The sequence below is a fragment of the Novosphingobium sp. PY1 genome (assembly GCF_017312445.1).
Classification (GTDB): Bacteria; Pseudomonadota; Alphaproteobacteria; order Sphingomonadales; family Sphingomonadaceae; genus Novosphingobium.
In genome coordinates this window covers 70,201-88,824 of the sequence record NZ_BLTI01000007.1, presented here as the reverse complement: position 1 = coordinate 88,824, position 18,624 = coordinate 70,201, and the positions used below count along the sequence as shown (strand labels likewise).

Annotated in this window: 15 protein-coding genes and 1 pseudogene; 8 read left to right on the top strand and 8 right to left on the bottom strand. The window is 61.2% G+C overall.

What is annotated here, in order from left to right; all coding sequences use genetic code 11:
• Positions 1-36 precede the first annotated feature (36 nt).
• The gene (kdsA, locus tag J3474_RS10130) at positions 37-867 is read right to left on the bottom strand and encodes a 3-deoxy-8-phosphooctulonate synthase (RefSeq protein WP_013837191.1); all 831 of its coding nucleotides are present in this window, start codon (positions 865-867) and stop codon (positions 37-39) included.
• Positions 868-1,096: 229 nt separating this feature from the next.
• Here kdsA and J3474_RS10125 point away from each other — a divergent pair, with 229 nt between their 5' ends.
• Genes J3474_RS10125 through J3474_RS10105 form a run of 5 tightly spaced genes read left to right on the top strand, consistent with a single transcriptional unit; the run spans position 1,097 to position 6,519 of the window.
• Complete coding sequence (locus J3474_RS10125) at positions 1,097-2,083, top strand: SIS domain-containing protein (RefSeq protein ID WP_207094071.1); 987 nt, start codon at positions 1,097-1,099, stop codon at positions 2,081-2,083.
• Positions 2,084-2,114: 31 nt separating this feature from the next.
• Positions 2,115-2,966, top strand: coding sequence for a 3-deoxy-manno-octulosonate cytidylyltransferase (locus J3474_RS10120; RefSeq protein WP_207094070.1), 852 nt, complete (start codon positions 2,115-2,117; stop codon positions 2,964-2,966).
• A gap of 44 nt (positions 2,967-3,010) precedes the next feature.
• Entirely contained in the window at positions 3,011-3,619 is a 609-nt protein-coding gene (locus tag J3474_RS10115; protein WP_207094069.1) for a histidine phosphatase family protein, read from the top strand.
• Complete coding sequence (locus tag J3474_RS10110; RefSeq protein WP_207094068.1) at positions 3,616-5,289, top strand: beta-3-deoxy-D-manno-oct-2-ulosonic acid transferase; 1,674 nt, start codon at positions 3,616-3,618, stop codon at positions 5,287-5,289. Before J3474_RS10115 ends, J3474_RS10110 begins: the two co-directional genes overlap by 4 nt.
• A gap of 12 nt (positions 5,290-5,301) precedes the next feature.
• A complete protein-coding gene (locus J3474_RS10105; RefSeq protein ID WP_207094067.1) occupies positions 5,302-6,519 on the top strand; it encodes a glycosyltransferase family 1 protein in 1,218 nt (405 codons plus the stop codon).
• 6 nt (positions 6,520-6,525) lie between these two features.
• Here J3474_RS10105 and J3474_RS10100 read toward each other — a convergent pair whose 3' ends face one another.
• The 3 genes and pseudogenes from J3474_RS10100 to J3474_RS10090 form a co-directional block, all read right to left on the bottom strand.
• A complete protein-coding gene (locus J3474_RS10100; RefSeq protein ID WP_207094066.1) occupies positions 6,526-6,909 on the bottom strand; it encodes a hypothetical protein in 384 nt (127 codons plus the stop codon).
• 464 nt (positions 6,910-7,373) lie between these two features.
• A pseudogene (locus tag J3474_RS10095) lies at positions 7,374-7,866 on the bottom strand (transposase); the annotation flags it as partial.
• 60 nt (positions 7,867-7,926) lie between these two features.
• Positions 7,927-11,673: a MobA/MobL family protein gene (locus J3474_RS10090; protein WP_207094065.1), complete on the bottom strand. Its 3,747-nt coding sequence runs from the start codon at positions 11,671-11,673 to the stop codon at positions 7,927-7,929.
• 520 nt (positions 11,674-12,193) lie between these two features.
• Between J3474_RS10090 and J3474_RS10085 the strand changes: the two genes are divergently transcribed.
• Positions 12,194-13,063, top strand: coding sequence for a hypothetical protein (locus J3474_RS10085; RefSeq protein WP_207094064.1), 870 nt, complete (start codon positions 12,194-12,196; stop codon positions 13,061-13,063).
• 382 nt (positions 13,064-13,445) lie between these two features.
• Positions 13,446-14,093 carry a MucR family transcriptional regulator gene (locus J3474_RS10080; protein ID WP_207094063.1) on the top strand — a complete coding sequence of 216 codons (648 nt, stop codon included), beginning with the start codon at positions 13,446-13,448 and terminating at the stop codon, positions 14,091-14,093.
• Between the two features lie 132 nt (positions 14,094-14,225).
• Here J3474_RS10080 and J3474_RS10075 read toward each other — a convergent pair whose 3' ends face one another.
• The 4 genes from J3474_RS10075 to J3474_RS10060 form a co-directional block, all read right to left on the bottom strand.
• Positions 14,226-14,639: an antitoxin Xre-like helix-turn-helix domain-containing protein gene (locus J3474_RS10075; RefSeq protein WP_207094062.1), complete on the bottom strand. Its 414-nt coding sequence runs from the start codon at positions 14,637-14,639 to the stop codon at positions 14,226-14,228.
• A gap of 188 nt (positions 14,640-14,827) precedes the next feature.
• Positions 14,828-15,409 (bottom strand): hypothetical protein, encoded by a 582-nt coding sequence (locus J3474_RS10070; RefSeq protein ID WP_207094061.1) that lies wholly within the window; start codon positions 15,407-15,409, stop codon positions 14,828-14,830.
• Between the two features lie 3 nt (positions 15,410-15,412).
• Positions 15,413-15,916, bottom strand: a complete 504-nt coding sequence (locus J3474_RS10065; protein WP_207094060.1) for a hypothetical protein — start codon at positions 15,914-15,916, stop codon at positions 15,413-15,415.
• Positions 15,917-16,297: 381 nt separating this feature from the next.
• The gene (locus tag J3474_RS10060; protein WP_207094059.1) at positions 16,298-16,711 is read right to left on the bottom strand and encodes a DUF2384 domain-containing protein; all 414 of its coding nucleotides are present in this window, start codon (positions 16,709-16,711) and stop codon (positions 16,298-16,300) included.
• A gap of 470 nt (positions 16,712-17,181) precedes the next feature.
• On the opposite strand from J3474_RS10060, the gene J3474_RS10055 reads away from it, so the two are divergent.
• Complete coding sequence (locus tag J3474_RS10055; protein ID WP_207094058.1) at positions 17,182-18,414, top strand: MucR family transcriptional regulator; 1,233 nt, start codon at positions 17,182-17,184, stop codon at positions 18,412-18,414.
• The last annotated feature ends 210 nt before the right edge of the window (positions 18,415-18,624 follow it).

The window sequence follows — 18,624 nt, the reverse complement described above, 5'->3', positions numbered from 1 at the left end:
GACTTAGGATTGCTTCGCCGGCAGCTGCTTACCCGGTCAAAGGTCCTTGGTGACCGAATCGATGGCCTGGAGCTTTTGCAGCAGGGGCGCAAAGTCGGCGAGGGGCAGGGCATTGGGGCCGTCCGAAAGCGCCTTGTCCGGGTCCGGATGGGTTTCCATGAACAGGCCCGCGACACCCGCGGCGACAGCGGCGCGGGCCAGCAGGGGCACGAATTCGCGCTGGCCGCCCGAGCGTTCGCCCAAGCCGCCCGGCTGCTGCACCGAATGCGTCGCGTCGAACACGACCGGGCAACCGGTGTCGGCCATGATCGAAAGCCCGCGCATGTCGCTGACGAGAGTGTTGTAACCGAACGAGGTGCCGCGTTCGCAAAGCATGAAGTTGTCCGGCTCGAGATCGGCGGCGGCAGCGGCATTGCGCGCCTTGGCGACGACCTGCTGCATGTCGGCGGGCGCCATGAACTGGGCCTTCTTGATGTTGACCGGCTTGCCCGACCGGGCAACGGCCGCGATGAAATCGGTCTGGCGCGCAAGGAACGCGGGGGTCTGCAACACGTCGACCACTTCGGCCACAGGCGCGACCTGCGCCGGTTCATGCACGTCGGTCAGCACGGGAAGGCCGGTTTCGCTGCGCACTTTTTCCAGGATGCGCAGGCCCTCGTCCATGCCAAGCCCGCGGAAGGAGCGGTCGGAACTGCGATTGGCCTTGTCGAACGAGCTTTTGAAAATGAGCAGCAGGCCGAGTTTGCGTGCCACATCAGCAAGATGCTCGGCCACGGAAAGTGCCAGCGCCTCACTTTCGATAACGCAGGGTCCGGCTATCGCGAATAAAGGGCGGTTCGTCCCAATCTCACGGTTGCACAAAAGCATCGCATCGCACCTTAAATATCTGAAACATCTAGATCGGAGCTATCTGGGCAGCTATGCTGCATTGCGGTGTTAATCTCGCCCATGACCCTTGGCCCGGTTTGATTGCGCTGGCAATCCCCAGCGGCTTCAAATATGCTGCGTCCTCGAATAGGCGTCGTGTGCAAGATTAACTTTAAGTAAAGTTTGCTGCGGTAGCTACATTCAAAAGCGGCGGTTTTTTAGGGGCATTATGAAAATCGAAGCTTTGCAGACGCGCTATGCTGCATCTGCGCTCAAGACTCTGGATATCGAGATGCAGGCGCTCACGACCTTGCGTGCTGCGCTGCAAAGTCCGGGTCTCAGCGATGCCGTTGAAAAGGCGATCAATGCCTTTGCCAATACCCGCGGCCGCATCGTCGTTACGGGCATGGGCAAGAGCGGTCACATCGCGCGCAAGATCGCCGCGACCATGCGCTCCACGGGAACCTCCGCCCTGTTCCTTCACCCCGGTGAAGCCAGCCACGGCGACCTCGGCGTCATCGGCCGCGACGACGTTGTGCTGGCCATCACCTGGTCGGGCGAGACCAAGGAACTGAACGACATCTTCCACTATTGCCGGCACTACGGCGTGGAACTGATCGTCGCGACCGCGCACCCCGACAGCACCGCGGGCCGCGCCGCCGATATCTGCCTGCAGCTGCCTGTCGTGCGCGAAGCCTGCCCGAACGAACTGGCGCCCACGTCATCGACCACGCTGCAGCTTGTCCTGGGCGACGCCCTGGCCGTGGCCCTGATCGAGGCGCGCGGTTTCACACCTTCGGATTTCCGCGTCTTCCATCCCGGGGGCCGTCTTGGCGCACAGCTTGCCACCGTGACGGAAATCATGGGCATCGGCGATGCCATCCCGCGGGTTCATCGCAATGCGACGCTGGTCAACGCGACGCTGGAAATGAGCCGCAAACGCTACGGCTGCACGGCAGTGGTCGACGAGAACGACATGCTGGTCGGCGTCTTTACCGATGGCGACCTGCGCCGCTGCATCGTCGTCAACAACCTGTCGGATACCATCGGCAATCACATGTCCACCGATCCGGTAACCGTCCCCGGCAATGTCCTGCTGCCCGAAGCGCTTCGCATCATGAACGACAATTCCGTCTCGGTGCTGTTCGTTGTCGAGGCCGGGAAGCTCATAGGGGTCGTCCACATGCATGACATCGTGGGTGTCGGCATTGCCTGAAGCCGGGCCGACGCCCCGCGATTTTCAATCCATGGCCGATAGCGCAGATCCGGACGCTGCCGATCTCATCGTCATTCCGGCGCGTTATGGCTCCACCCGGCTGCCGGGCAAGCCGCTGCTCCCGATAGCCGGTCGCACCCTGCTTGAACGGGTCGTCGCCGTCGCTCGCGGCGCAGCGGCGCAGGCCGGGAATTGCACAGTCGTGGTTGCGACCGATGACCAGCGCATCGCCGAACACGCACGCGACCTTGCGGTTCGTGCCGTCATGACGCCCGCTTCGCTCGATTCCGGTTCCGCGCGCGCCTTTGTCGCGGCCAGCGCGATGGACCGGGTGCCTGGCCTCGTCGTCAATCTGCAGGGCGATGCGCCGTTCATTCCGCCGGGCGTCGTGGCCGGCCTGATCGAGACCTTGCGCGCGGGTAGCGCCGATGTTGCCACGCCCGTCTATCGTCTGGACTGGGATCGCCTGGATCGGTTGCGCGCGCACAAGCAGACGGCCCCGTTCAGCGGCACGACTTGCGTGCGCGATGCCAGCGGCAATGCCCTGTGGTTTTCAAAGACCATCATTCCCGCAATCCGCAACGAAGCGAAGCTGCGCGAGGCAGGGCCGCACTCCCCGGTCTGGCAGCATCTGGGACTTTACGGCTATCGCATGGCTGCGCTCGAATGGTTCGCCCGCAGCGGGCCGACGCCTTGCGAGCAACTTGAGGGCCTTGAGCAATTGCGCTTCCTCGAAGGGGGGCGGACAATCGCTACGGTCGAAGTGGAGATGCCGCAGCACGCCCTTTCCGGTATCGATACCCCTGAAGACCTGGCCCAGGCCGAAGCCGCGATAGCCCGGCTCGGCGACCCCTATCCCCAGGAACCAACCCTTTGCGAATGATCGCTCTTTGCGCCCGCCGCCGCGTCGGGTAGGCGCCTTGCGTGATGTTCGTGATCGTCCGCCATGGCAACACTTTCGCTGCCGGGGAGACCCCGCGCCGGATCGGTGCGCGCACTGACCTGCCGTTGACCGAGAAGGGACGCGAGCAGGCCCGGGCGCTGGCCGCGCTTTTTGCAGCGCAGGGATGGGTGTTTGCGCGCGCCTTGGTCTCGCCGCTCCTGCGCACACGCGAAACGGCGCAGATCATCCTCGATGCGCAGCATGGCGCTGCGAAGGCCGAGCCCTGTGCGTGGCTGCGCGAAATCGATCACGGCCCCGATGAAGACCGGAGCGAGGAAGCCGTGCTGGCGCGCATCGGCATCGAAGCACTCACCGCCTGGGAACGCCATGCCGCACCGCCGCCCGACTGGCAGGTCGACGCCGAAATGCGGCTGCAGGGCTGGCGCGATCTCTTCGCGAAGCGGGATGCGCAAGGCCCGGCGCTGCTCGTCACCAGCAATGGCGCGGCCCGTTTTGCATTGATGGCCGATCCGGCGCTGGCTGCGGCCATGGACCGGCTCGACAGTCTGAAACTGCCTACCGGCGGCTACGGAGTGATCCGGCGCAGTGACGGGGGCGGGCTGATGCTCGAGTCCTGGGGCCTGCGCCCGTGACCCCTTCGCTGCCGCTGTTGCGCGCCCCGCCATTCCCGGACGCAGACGCCTCTGTCGCGCAAGTCGGCGCGGTGCAGGCGCTTCCCGAGGCCGAGGCCGATGCTCTCCTCTCGCGCATTCGCGCAGCACGTGTCGGCGGCAGCTTCTGGTCGCCACCTGCCGAGATCGCCGCTCCGGCGAGCATGGTCCTGCGCCCGAGGGACCCGGCCGAGATTGCCGAATTGCTGGCGGCTCTCGATCCGGAGCAGCGCAGGTCCGCGCTTTGGCTCGGCAACGGGCTGAAAGCGCTGGACCATGCGCTTGCAGCCCTGACCCGCCGCGAAGGCGGCAGCTTCCGGTCCGAAGTCGACCCCTGGTCCGCGCTCGATGGCACCGGCCTGCTCAAGGCGCATGGCGACGATGAATGGACCGCGCTCGCGGCCATTGCCGGTGTCCCGGTGCAGGTTCTGTCGCCGGGCACTTTCGGCGCTCCCGGTGAGGATGCCGCCACGCTGCGGCGCCGCGCGGCCAAGGCCATCGCAGCCGCGCACTACCGCGATCCCTTCCACGACACCGCGGCCACCCTCGGTGCGACCATCGATCTTCTCGCCGAATGGCGGCGGGTGCTCGAAGGCAACCGCGGCATTGTCGCGGCCTGCGGCATGGCCTGGTGGAAGCGCGAGGAAATACGCCGGTTCCTCTGGGCCCCGGGCCAGAAGCTCAAGCTCGTCTCACGCTCGCGCCGGGCGCTCGCCATTGCCCGCAGGCAAAGCGGTGCAGTAGCGATCTGGCCTTCGCGCATCTCCCCCGGGCTGCTCGCGCAGGCCCGCAAGGACAAGGTGCCGCTGGTGCGCGTGGAGGACGGCTTCGTGCGGTCGGTCGGATTGGGCAGCAATCTGGTCCCGCCGCTTTCGGTGGTGGTCGACCGGCGCGGGATCCACTTCGACCCGACCGCCCCCAGCGACCTCGAGGCGATCCTTGCCACAAGCGCGTTCCCGCCTGAGCTGATCGACCGGGCGAGGACCCTGCGCGAGACCATCGTCTCGGCCGGTATCAGCAAGTACGCCGCCGGATCGGAAAGCGCATTGCCCCCGCGCGAGACGGGCCGCCGCGTAGTCCTGGTGCCCGGCCAGGTGGAAGACGACATGTCGGTGCTCGCAGGCGGCGGGGGGCTGCATTCCAACCTCGAACTGCTGCGCCGCGTGCGCGCACTGGAGCCCGAGGCCGAGATCTGGTGGCGCCCGCATCCAGATGTCGATGCCGGGCACCGGGTGGGCGCCGTCGCCGATGCCGAAGCCTTGCGCCATGCCGACCGCATCGTGCGCGAAGGCGGCATGGCCCCGCTTCTTGACGCGGTCGACGCGGTCCACGTCCTCACGTCGCTGACCGGCTTCGAGGCGTTGATGCGCGGGCGCGAGGTGACCTGCCACGGCACGCCCTTCTATTCCGGATGGGGCCTGACCCGCGACCTGGGCGCAATCCCCGCACGCCGCGGCCGGCCGCTGTCGCTGGATGCACTGGTGGCCGGCGTCCTGCTGCTCTACCCGCGCTACCTCGATCCGGTCACCGGCCTGCCGTGCCCGCCCGAAGTGCTGGTCGATCGCATCGTGCACAAGCACGCGCCGAACCGCCAAGGGTGGATCGAGCCCTTGCGCCGCCTACAAGGGCGGCTCATGGCCGCCATTCGGTAGGGTGAGGGAGCCGTGACGCAGGTGATTCTCGATATATCGCGCCTGATCTCGCGCGTGCGCTACTCCACGCCCTCGGGCGTCGACCGCGTGGAGATGGCCTACGCCCGCGGGTTGCTCGGGCTATATGTCGAGGACCTTGCCTTTGCCGCAGTTCATCCCGCTGGCATTTACGGCCGCCTCCGGCGCTCGGCCGCGCTCGCCTATCTCGACGAGCTGGAGCAGCGCTGGTCGCACCAGGACGACAATCCGCGCCAGCGCTCGCTGCCTTCGGTACTGCCGTGGCTGGCCCGGCTGCTGCCGACGGGCAAGGGCGTAGGCAGTGCCCCCGGCGCCGTGTACGTGCAGGTCTCGCCGCACCACCTGATCAATACCGGCAAGGTACGCGCAATCCTCCGGCGCGAGCAGGCGCGCTTCATGGTCATGGTGCATGACCTGATCCCGATCGAGTTTCCCGAATATGCGCGCCCCGCAGGCGCAGAGCAGCATCGCCGCCGCATGCGGACGGTAGCGGAGCTGGCCGACGCGGTCATCGTCAACTCGGCAGCCACGGGCGCATCGCTGACCCGCTGGATCGAAGCCGAGGGGAACGGCATGGCCCCGCCGCCGGTTCACGTAGCCCTGCTCGGAACGGAACGCCTCGCCCCTGCCGCGCCGGAGTCATTTCCGGACGGGAGGCCCTACTTCCTGTGCCTGGGCACGATCGAACCGCGCAAGAACCACCTGCTCCTCCTGCACCTCTGGCGCCACCTCGCCGAGACGCTGCCGGCAGCCCAAGTGCCGCGCCTGGTGATCGTCGGCCGCCGGGGCTGGGAGAACGAACAGGTGGTGGACCTGCTGGAACGCTGCCCCGCGCTGAAAGGCCACGTCGAAGAGATCAACAACTGCCCCGACACACGCCTCTCCGCCCTTCTGCGCGGCGCCCGGGCGCTGGTCATGCCCTCCTTCGCGGAAGGCTACGGCATGCCGGTGGCCGAGGCACTTTCCGTAGGCACGCCCGCAATCTGCAGCGATCTGGCAGCGCTGCGCGAAGTAGGTGGTGAGATCCCGGAGTTCCTAGACCCGCTGGACGGACCGGGGTGGGGGGCAGCGGTCATGGATTATGCGCAGGAGGGACCGCGCTACGGTGCCCAGATGGTGCGCTTGCAGCATTGGCACAATCCGTCCTGGGACGCGCACATGGCTATCGTTGCGGGGGCTGTCGGCGACCTGTGGAACAGCCCGAGGGCCTGATACCGATCAGGTAGGCGAGCTATTCTGCCGATTTTCGGCCTTGGACAGTCTGATCCGTGAACGGATAATCCCTGCGATCGACTGCGGAGGCGTGGAAGCCATCTGCAAGGCCTCGTCCGCAGTCGTCGTTGCAATGCAAGCCTCCGCTGCGCGGAAGCCATCGTACCAGACCGATTGGTGTTCCCGGTAGTCGCTCCGGAGTTGCTCAGCCAATCGCTCGAGGTTGGCAGTCTGAACGCGCTTGGCGGCCCAGTAGGCGGAATCTTCCCGATGCGTCGCCGCGTGCCGAGCGACGGCCTCGATTTTATCCCTGGACGCCTCGACGCCCAGTTCCGACAAGACCTTCGCGGCAATTATGCGGTCTACATCCCAGATTTGCGATCCTTTCATGACACACCTCCATCCAGAGAGTGCGCTTTCGAACACGAAAGTCAATGCAACCTTGGCGGGTAATCTCGACTCAAGAACGACGAATTACGTACTATTGATAATGCATAGTATCATTAGTGCGCTTGGGTGGTCCGGCTACCTGTGGCAGTTCTTGGCTCTGATGTCAGACCTCGTTTCAGCATCCTCAATTCCTCATCTTGCCGTTCGAGAAGAGGTTCTCGATGCCGTGCAACGCGCGATGTCAAACGAACTGAGGATTTGTCCCTCCTGTTGCCTCTTCGAAGAATTTTACCGAACTACCTGACTGGTCGCGATACATCATTGGCATAATATAGGACGTCGTCGACCTTGGCCTTCAGGTCCTCCGGTTCCTTCACCTTGTAATGAAAATTGGCCAGCGAGGGGATAAGTTTGATCCGCTCTTCTACCTTCTGGTGAGGTGACTTGCCTTCGAGCACGCGTTGTCGTCGCTGGTTGTAGGCTCGGTCGAAGCTGGCCAGCAGGATCTCGATGCGGTTTCGGCGTTTATACTGGCGTTTGTCGTATTGGACGGCCTTGTTCCGGGATTTTCGGCCCGGAATGCAGGGCGTGATCCACTTCTCCTGCAAGGCATCGCGGAACCAGTCAGCATACCGCCAGGCTCAATGCCGTGCGGTGCGCCTTCAAATAGGTCGCGTCGATCATTATCGTCTTGCGTTTGCAAGCCTGGGGCGTGACCAGACCTTCCATCATCCTCAGAAAGATGCCCTTGTCACCCCACCGCTTCCACCGATTGTAGAGCGTCTTGTGCGGTCCATAGACCTTCGGTGCATCGCGCCAGCGCAGCCCGTTGCGGTTCACGAAGATGATCCCGCTCAAAACCCAGCGATCATCAACTCGGGGCTTACCGTGGCTCCTCGGAAAATACGGCTCATGCCGCGCCATCTGTTCGTTCGTCAGCCAGAACAAATCATTCAGATCCAGTCTCCTCAAAGAGCCTGAATAACATCGATCCTCTCATATCAATAGGTTCTGACCCTAACGTTCCATCCCGCGTCTTTGGTGGAGGTAGCCACTGTCGAGCGTCGTGTTGGTCACTCGTTCATAGGCAGTAGCGAGCGCAACTGCATGGTGATTGACGTCTTCACGTGCGTATGGGTTTGCCGCAATGCGGTCAGCGGCCTTTTTAAGTTCGCTCATTGGAGCAAGGTCTCGAAGCAGCCGGGTGAATTCGCTGACCTCTTCTGTGTAGACCTGATCAGGAGCAGGATATTTAAATCGGACTTCGTCCAATGCCTGCTCACGAGTGGCTCCAAATCCTATATCAAAGCGCTCTGGAGCCGGCTTCGCTGCTTCGGCTCGCTGACGTGCTATTGCGAGGCGACGGTTGTTCTCGGCTGTGAAGAGTTCTCTAATCTGCGGGTGGCGATACCAATTCTCGAACAACGTCTTGATTGCCAATGGTACATTCTGAATGATTATTCCGGTCTCACTGATTTTAAGCTTTTGGGGATCCTTGCCGTGCTCTTGGATCCAGCGGCCGAGCCGATTGATTTCATGCCTTTGGAGATCATGGATTCTTTCCAGGCGAGCATGTGTGCGGTGGCCAAATCGCTTTGCGCGCAGGAGCGCTTGCTCGCTAGGATCGAGTGAGGGAACAAGGTAGTGTTGCTGGCCAGCGCGCGTCCTTTCGATTTTGATCGGGATGCGATCTCGTTGGATCCTACCGATGAGCGCCTCCCACATTTCAAGCTCGGCCATTGAGGTGCCGGGCTTTGCCGGCGCCTCCTGGCTTTCCAGTTCGAGAAGAAGTGGATCTTCGATCTTGCGGCGTCGATCCACTTCAGGTGCAGTTTCAGCCGTGGACTGATCCGCGTTTGGAAGATTGGGCGGCCTGGTACGATCCTCATTCCCTACGTCGGCACTGAATGTCATGCCTTCTCCATCTGGCTGGGACGTTTGCTCTTCCTTGCGCAGTGGGCTCAATCCTTCGGGGGTCTTTTGCTGATCGGCCAAGGTGGTGTGATCTTCGCCAATCACGTTGGGCTCTATGGTACCTTTGACGATCGGAACGCCGTCAAGCGTAATAGGCTTGAGAGGGACGCTGGCCTTCTTTGCCTCATGCTCGGAAGCCGCGCTCGCGATCTCGGGCGGCTCTGGGACCGTGCGCGGAGATTGCAGCCCAGATGAGATTTCATCAGCCGGCTTTTGAGCTCGCAGGTTGTTGCCTTCGAACGCAGGAGCCGCCTCGTCGCGAGGGACAATTGCCTCTCGTGTGCCGGGCTCTGAGCGCTCGGCAGAGATGCTGTTTGCTTGTTCGGAGGGTTGAGGAGCTTTGGCCTTTTTGTCCACCAGCTTGTCGCTGTTCGATGCCGAGGATTGCCTTTCGGTAAGGCTGGGCTCTTTTTGCTTATCAGCCTGGACAGGCTCAATCGCAGGCATCTGCTTCTCGGCGTTGATAGCGGTCTGAGCTTCGAGCTTTTTCGTTACGGACCCGTCTTGGGCGTGGGCACCGCGTGCCACTTCATGCGGATGCGCAGCCGCCCGCGGCGCCTGCTTGTGGGCATCTGTCTCCGCGCTGGGCTCGAGCATCGATTTGTCCTGGCGAGCGCGAGCTTGTGGGTCCACTTGCTCAGACTCTGAAGCTTTCTGTGCGTTGACTGGAGTGGGTGAATTGAAGGGCTGCGCAGCCAGTTCATTGATAAGATCAGCAGGGTCGTGACGTGGCCGCGAGGGGTCTCTCTCAATCTCACGGATGACTTTTGCGAGCTTGGTTTCGATCGGACGAATGGCTGCGTCGATCTCCATCAGACGCCGTTCCCTGCGTTCAATGTCGGCAGCTGCTTCTGCGAGTGCAGAGCGATGCGGGGCAAGGGCAGCGTCGATGGTTTCGATGTGCTTCTGTGCGTCCTTCCAGCGAGCCTCGATGGCGAATTTCATGACACGGGTGGTGCCGTCTGCTTCGCCGTTTTCAATGTCTGCTAGAAGGCGCACGCAAGTCTGCCTTGTGCGCATGGCGCGCGACTTGGCCTTAGCTTCCATGGTGTCGAACACCATGATGGATCGCCGGTCTTCGGCGAGGTCTTTGATGATGGCGCGCCGTTCCGTGATGAGCGTGCGCAGCTGGGGGATGAGGGGGTTGCCATAGTCGTAGTAAGAAGCTCTGTCTTCAATGCTGCGCAGAGAGCGCTGCCCCCTCTTCCACTTGGCTTCGCGCTGCTCGGCCTGGCGCTCAATGGAGCGTTCGGCGTCGGACCAGATTGCGATGGCGTTGAGCTGTCCAACAGTCGTGGGAACGCCAATGGCCTCAAGCGCTGCGGCCTTGGTGCCGAGGTGTTCGGTTGGCGTTCGATCGATCCCCATCTCGGTGTACCTGCGGTGGTCGTAGCGACGCTCGATGCCGCGGGCTTTAAGGACCTTGTTGACGATGTCGGCGAAGTCTTTGCGCATTGCGGGGATGAAATCCTTGCCGGAATTTTCCTTTCCTGTGCGCGACCCGTGCTGGGAGACTTCGCCGATTTTGTTCTGACGAAATGGGAAGCGCGTGCGCATCTTTCTGCTCTCAAAATAATGCTCAGCGAACTCGAAGTCCCACATGCCCAAGTCGTGCCGGAAGGTGGCCGGCCGATCGTAGGCAACGATGTGCAGATGGTAGTTGCGGCTATCGTTGTGTGCGTCCGGGGCATGGATGACGGCCGTGTACATCATGCCGACCTTTTGGGGGATGAGATCGTCATCGATTCGAGTCTCCAGTCTGCCCAGACGGTCGACAAAGTTTTGCACGATGAGGGCCCGATCCTCGGCAGAGATTTCGTGCGGCAGTTCGGCAACAAAACGGATCTGGACCCGGCCGCCGCGACCCGACTTGAACTGAAGCGGGGGAAGCGAATGATCGAAGCCTGGGACAAGCATGGCTTGCTGGATCAACTTGCCAGCGCGCTCTGCCGAGACAGGGTAGGGCTCAGCTTCAAATGGCTTCGTCGCAGCATCATTGTTTGACGGAGTTTTGACGTGTTGGCGGAGGGCCTCGGCAACGTTCAGAGTATGAACTTTGAAGCCCGTGGCGATGTCATTGGATGCCAGCATGGCGTCCCACCAGCGGGGCGAGGCTTCGGGGTCGAGAATGATGTGATGCGTTCGCGGTTTGCGCTCGCAGCGCTCGACTGCGCGCCAGAATTCCTGACGCTCGAAAGGGTCGTTCGAGATGTTGCTGAAGACAGATGGAATGCCCTCGGGCGCTGCCTCGCGAAGGCCAAGGATCGAGGCCTCTTCTGCAGTCGGCGTCTCGTTGACGACCGAGGCAATCTTGCGCTCGATTTCCTCTTCGACCAGGCCGAAGGGATCGAGCATTTCGACAGCGCCGGGACGTTCGATGTAGCCGGCGTGATGAGCACTGGCCGAGACGCCTGTGAGCTCTGCAGCGCCATCGCGCTCGATGTACTTCGAGTGCTCGAGAGCAGGCTCCTTGAGCTTGCCGAATGAACCGGGGAGTGGCTTGCCGCCAATGGTCGGCACGGCCTCCTTCGAGATCGAGATATAGGAGAAGTGGAACGAGGTTGACCCCGACGCCGTGCGGGGTCTGTCGACGAGGCAAGTGGGCACCCTGAAGTCGGGTTCGGCAGCCCAGCGGGCGCGCCCACCCAGGAGGCGCTTCTCGTCGCGTTGTTGCTTGGGTTTGCGCTTGCCGATCTGAAGAAGCATTTCCTCTTCTTCCTTGCGACGCAGGAACTGCGCGAGCTTCGAGTTCGCCGCTGCGACGTCGGCGCTGATAGATGTTTTTGCCATATGATTTCCACCTGAGGTGGATGCGACTATCGAAGATTGTGGATGTGCGTGCAAGCACTATCCAGACTTTCCAGACTTGCGATTTCTTCCACAACTGCCTGCCGGAAAATGAGCGTTCGGCTCATTGGAGGCCCCGACCCGAAGGCGTCGATAGCGACACAAACTCGGTCCCGCGAGTTTTGGCGCTACACCCTCGGAGAGCGCATAAGGGCTGTTTTCCGCCAGTTCGTGGTGGAAAAAGCCCGTGTTAAAGTGCTGCGGCACTTTAACGGTATTGCGCCTTCCAGAAAGGAATGGGCATTTCTGGGTTTCTGCCCACACTCTTTCTGCGACTTCTGCATGAAGTCGGGGGTCTGTGCCCAAAATTTGAAGATCGTTTAGGGAGTTTCGAAAATTGGGCACGAACCCTGGGAGGGTCTTTCAAGTGCTTCGTTGACGTTGTGGATCTATGTCCTTAATCCTCGCCATCAGGTCGAGGGTCGAAATCCTTTCGACGATAAATCTATTTTAGGGAAATTTCATGACGGAACCGCAGCACGCGGATGCAACGAACGGCGGCCAGAATGGTCCGTCCGGTAGTGTCGAAAATGGCCAGGAGACGCTTGAAAAGTTTGCGAGGCAACTGGGTGCATTGTTCATTGGCCAAGAGGGCAAGCTTACACCGGAAGCGCAGTCCCAGATTGATCTTCGATCAGATGAGGAGCGGGGCAAAGTTCTTCTGAAACTGGTCTCAGAACTTCGCCCTTCAGAGGTCTCGCCGGGGATCTGGCTGAGATGGCTTGAAGGGGGCGATAGCCCATTCTCCAGCCGGGGTATCAAGAGGCCGGTGAAGCAATCACAGGGGACAGGCAAATCTCTTGCGAGGGGGCCTGCCTCGCTTCGCGTTCATCGCGATCGAGTGGCCAAGGCGAGAGCCGAACTGGAGTATGCTGAGGAGGCTTTGGCCTATCATGAGGCGATGGATAAAAGCCTGTTGGATTGGTGCGTGATGGATCATCTGATCAAAGTGCTTTCGCCCATTTTTGCGATGGGTCCGGCATGGACAATCATGCGTTCTCTCTCCGGTCATATGAGCGATGATGAAGCTAATATGCGAGCGCTGTTTTATGAGGGTGAGGAGAAGCAGGACGAGATAAAAAGGGTGCGTGCTTTGCATATGGAGGAGGCTCGCAAGATGATGGAAGTTCTCGACCGTTGGTCGGGAGATCCGGAATTCGAAGTATCCCTGCGCAAGGCCGTCCTTGGTGTCGTAAACAGCTATGCGGGCTCGGAGGATGATGCATTTGGAAATGGTAGCCGCCGCCGTTCGGAATCGACTGCGCGTGAGACGATAAATCCTCGAGGACTTGAGTCTGCGGAGGACATCATCAGGGGTCTACGCTTCGAATGAAGATGACTGGTTTCGTGTGAGACGAACCGAGAAAAACGAAAGCCCCGGCCGGGTCATCCGGTCGGGGCTTTCTGTACACATGGTGAGCAAAGTTCGCGGGCAGGGGGGCTGCCAAACCGCCTCTTCGATTGTCCGCGCGCGAGGCTGCGATACTTTGCTTTGCCCAGCGCGCGGCAGCGCCATGTGCTGGGTCAGGAGTGCGGTTGGCGCGGTGTCATCCGAGCATCCCCCGAGCGACCTCGCTCTGTTTCGATGTCGATTGCGGGCGCTGGCTCGTTCGCGAATTCAGGTGCGGACGTGCAATGAGATTCTTTGATGGACCGCGTGATCTTCTGCTATGCGACGGGTCAACGAGCCGGTAGATTTTTGAGGAACTTTTTCTATGTCCGCTGACCTTCTGGAGATGAGTGTCAACCTCGTCACGGCACATCTTTCCAGGAATGAGATGTCCGCAGTCGAGGTCCCCGAGTTCCTCAAGAAGGTCCATGACACATTGAAGGAGATGCGCGGCGAGGGCCATTCGGGCGCCGTCAATTCATCGACGGGGATTGCGACCGGGCAGGCGATGTCGGCGCCGCCTGCGCCGCCCGCGATCTCTTCGCCAGAGTCCGAAGCAGGGAACTCGAACAAGGTCGCCGTGAAGCTCGGCAACGATCTGAGTGACCCTGCGTTCACAGGGCTGGACCCATGGCTCTGCGAACGCATCAGCCCGGGTATTGCCGCTCGGCTTAACCGTGATGAGAGTGTTCACCCCAGCATTTTTCCCGACAAGATTATTTGTCTGGAGGACGGAAAGGCGGTCAAGCTTCTGCGACCCTACATCAAGAAGATGTTCGACCTGACCGTGGAAGAATATACCAGCAAATGGATGCTGCCCGACAGCTTCCCCATGACCCCGCCAGCTTACCGGGAAAACAAGCGTCGGCTTGCACAAGCGGCCGGGCTGGGCAAGGCGGTACGCGCGAACAAGGAGAAGCGAGGCCGGTCGAAGATCGTGAGCGAGAAGATGCCTCGTCATACCAACTCGTGATGCCGGGTGACGGCTTTCGTGTATCGCAGGATTGCTGCGACCATGACAGGTCGTGGAGCGGAAGTGCGGGTCGCGCCTCCATCGATGCAACAGGACTCTCTTCTGATCGGCGGCTTCGTTGAAGCCGATCTCCTAAGAGCGTCTTGAGGATTCCAGGACTTCGATAAGCGCAACCAGTCCGGCATCTGAGGCAATGACGAGATCGGCAGGGCTGCGATCGGCAAGCCTTGTTTTTGGGTTGAGCAGATGCATGCGCGCGGCATGCTCGGAGCCGCTGAAGAAGTCCAGGGCAATCAGGTAAGCGCGGACAAGGCGGGCAACCTTGTCGCTTTCGACGGGCGACAGGCGCCCGGCCTTGCGGCGACGCCGGAGCGTGCCTCGCGAGACTATCTTGTAGGAAAAGGCCCAGTCGTTGCGCGCGATCATCCATGAGATGGCATCGAGCGCGATTACGGGAAGGCCTGCCTCCACCGCTTCGGCGATGCCGAGCCAACTGTCGGCTTGTATGTCCAGAAGCTCGGCTACTTCTTTCGGGTCTGGTGTCATGATTGCTCCGGTTTGAAGTTATTGGCAAGGGACCGCGGCACTATGGCCGCGGTCCGGTGAGGGCAGGGGGGGAGGCCGTCATCACGGCAGGGTGAAGCCTGCGGAGCCTTTCGTCCTGTACGCTGTCCACGCCCTCGCCGCACTGGCAGGGCATGACGATGAAAGGGAGCGCGCCGGCTAAAGACCCGTCACGTGTAGAGACCCTGCGAAAAGTCGTCCCACGACAGGAGCGCCAACTCGAATCCATCATCGCAGCACACACCTGGCACGTGTGCACCGAAGCCATTGGCGCCAAGGCGCCGGGGAGGGAGGATCGCATGGACGTGCGGCAAATTACTCGAACCTGACAGGCTGGTGGCATGGAGGATGAGGATCACCGGAACCTGGTACTGTTCCACGAAATAGCTCGCCGCCCAACTGCGCGCCTTCTCCCATCCGACATGCCATCCCAGGTCCTCAGGCAAGTCGATCGTGAATTGTCCAAAGCCGGTTTTTTCGTGGCGCGGTAAGGTGGCATCGCAGCGCGTCAGGAGGAATTCGACATCGATGTACTCACCTGGTGCTCGATGCGGCAGCAGGACATCGTGCCTGAGGGCGACGTGTCCGGCCGGTCTCAGCTTGCCCATGACCTTTGTCTTGATCCCTGACTTGGGCCCGCTGGTCTTCCAGTAGTTGCGAAGGTACCGAAATCTCGGAAATTGAGGATCGGACAGGGCGAAGGTCGAGAGTTCCTCGGGGGCAGAGGGCTTGTCGTTTTGCACGAAGTTCATGGTTCAGGCCGCCTGCGCAAAGGCTAGATTATCGAGGGCAATGTGATCGCCGCTGACGGGCCCTGGCGCCTTCAGCAACCTGAGACCGGTGGGCATCGCCTGGACGAGCGGGCCCTGCATCCCAGAACAGGGGGCGAAGGCCAGCCCGGGATGTTCCTCCCACCATCGATAATCGGTCAGCCAAACCCGGCGTTCATGGAAATAGAAATCGTAGGAACTGACCTCTGCATTGCTGCGCAGCACAATGACATCGAAGCCATGGCGCGAAGCTACATGCTCGCAATGTCCTGCCATGAGTCGATGGGGCAGGGACGTCCCCATCACCAGGAGCCCTGCTTCGCCGAGGAGCAGGGAGCCGCCCGTGTAGGCGAACCGCAAATGTGGCGTAGGGTCGATCGGGCTGCCGATAGCCCTTGCCAGCCTTATCATCTTGCGGCGAATGTTCGGGCTGACAGACGCGAATGCGATTTCTGCATCCTTGAGATAACACACTTCGGTATTTGACATCTTCGTTCCACTAATCGGAGAGGGCGCGCGCCTGCGGGGCCGGAAGACGCCATCTGCCCTTTTTCATTCAAACTGACCCTGCAACCTGAGTTGCCTAAGTGCCTCTTGATCTTCATCATTCTGAGAGTGTCTTTGCCCGCCAAAGGTACTCGGGGCTTGCCTTGCCCGCCTGCTGGCCGGGATGCGGTCTCGCCTCCCTGTCATTCGGCACATCGACGCTGGGCAACGAACCCACGTGTGCTTCACCGGCAGCACGGCATTGCCCGCATGATACTGCGCATGCGCGCAGGAGAGGGGGATCAGCCTTTGCGATGCCGTGTGGGTGTCGTGTCATGGCAATGCGCCGCCAAATCGCGGCGGCCGCCGCGAAGGCCAGGCCGCTCAGGTCAGTTGGCTTTGGAGGTAAGTCCGCAGGAACGCCAGGTCGGAAAGGTTGCCGTTTGCAATCAGATCAATGGCGCTCCGCCCCTCAAGGCCGGGTGCACTATTGGATTTGCGCATCCACTCGTCAGCCCTTTCCGGGACAGGCATGAGTATGTTGATGGCTCTGAAAATACCAAGAATATGGCTGATGCGCTCCAGTACGGCCTGACCTAGCGCCACGCCCTCATCGTTGGCACCATGCATGATGGCTTGCAAAGACCTGAAGTAAGCCGGGCCATCGAGCCCCAGGATTGAGCAGCGCTGCTGTTCGGTCAGGTTCCATACGTCAGCGATGCGCTCGAATGTTCGCAGCCCTGGTCCGCTCAGCTTTCGGCGTTCATCTTCTGGAATCTGAAGGGGGGGATTCGTCATGACCATTTCCTTTTTGCAGGTATACCTTGCCCTACCGCTCCAATACAATTCGAATGGAACAATCTTCAACGCGCGTCGCAAAAGGGAGGCGTGCGAACGGACATTTGAGGCGGGAAGACGCCGATGCTTGGGCGGCCGAGTTTGCGCTGCCGTAACGCGCTTCGATTATCGCAGGCCTGGCACACTTAGTGGCGCATTTATACAAGTCAGAATCGCAAAGCGCCGTTAGCGAGCGTGGATGCGACCCAAAGGGCCTCTATGTCTTTCCAGTACCGGATGAGGGGCCCTGCATATCTGGCGGCAGCCCATTGCGGCTGCCGCAATTTTTTTGATGGCGGCTTGGCCCTCAGATCTGCGATCCGGATTGCCATTGAACAATCGCTCGCGCCTTGTACTTGACGCCAATATAGCTAAAGCGCCGCACAACTGCTACGTTCGTGTAGCTCACTCTATTCCCGGATCGGATCGTCATGGCAGAATTTGACGCGCGCAGTGCTTCTCTCGACCTTGTTACAGCCTATGTGAGCAATAACACGCTCGATGTAGCCCAGTTGCCTCAGTTGCTGGGCGATGTGTTCAAGGCAATCACGGATTTTGATGCTGTGGACGAAGTACAGGCGGCAAGCGCCGCACCTGACTCTGCTGCCAAGGTAGAGCCTGATGTGGCATCAACCGCTGTTTCCAAAGTATCGGCACGCTCCGCCAAGACTACGCCCACGCCCGCCGTGCCTCGGAAAGTCGATGCCGCGCCGGGTTCGGTGCAGTCGAAGCCGGCAGCCGCCGGGGTGCCAAAGCTCGCTGTTTCTATTGCGGAATCGACCCGCGATCCCAATTTCATAGTTTCGCTCATTACCGGTGAGAAGTTCAAGACGCTCAAGCGCCATTTGAGAAAGCATGGCCTGACCGAAGCCCAATACAAGGCGCGCTATGGTTTGCCCGAGGACTACGCGATCGTCGCCGCCTCCTATTCGGCGCTGCGCCGCAAGGTTGCTGTGGGCCTCCACCAGGACCGCAAGGACACAGAAACCAAGACGGAAGCCGCTGCGACTGCGGCGGTAAGTGATAAGAAGTCGGCACTGGCCAAAGCGAAGTCAGGGCTCAAGGCGAAGAAGGCAACTGCCCCCAATGTAACCGGCCCCAAGGCCGCTACAAAGAGTGCGCCGGCGAGCAAGGCTGAGGCTGGACCCAAAGCCAAGGACCCCGAAGCTCCGGCGCAGGTCAATGTAGATGTAGCCAACAAGGCTGCGCCTACCGCCGAGGTTGCAGCCAAGGCGGCGAGCAAGCCGAAGAAGACTGCAACGACGAAGACCGCGAAGACGAAGCCTTCGACCCATAAGCCTGCGGATGCGCCCAAGACCCAGAGTGCTGAGGCGGTGGTGCAGGGCGGCGTAGCGACCGAGAAAAAGGATGGGCGGCCCGGCACGGTTCCGACCAAGTCGGCGGGTAAGGCCAAGAAACCTGCCGCAGTGAAGAAGGTCTCTGCCGAGCAGACCATCGAAAAGGCTGCTCAGTCCAAGGCTCCCGTCGTCGCGGCGGAGCCGGCCAAGCCAGCCGACAAGGCCGTGCCAGGTGCTGCCGCGCCGGTGCCGAAGGCTCCGGCCGCCAAGGCGCATGACAGGGGCGCGGGCGCGAAGGAAACGGTCAGTGCGCCAGCCAAGGCACCGCGCAAACCGCGTCGCAAACTTTCGGTCAAGTTCGACTGATCGATCAGCTTTCAAAAGGAAAGGGGCCTCGGGGGAGGGATCTGCCGGGGCCTCGTCGTGCGAGCCTGGAAGAGCAAGCGGCCTCCGGCATTTGATGCGTTATCGCAACAAATGATGCCTTGTTAACCTCTTATTGGCTAATTTCCGTAAGGAAAGGTGCCGCAAGAGGGATGGGCGAGGTCAACCATATGAACAGGCGGGCGCGGCCTA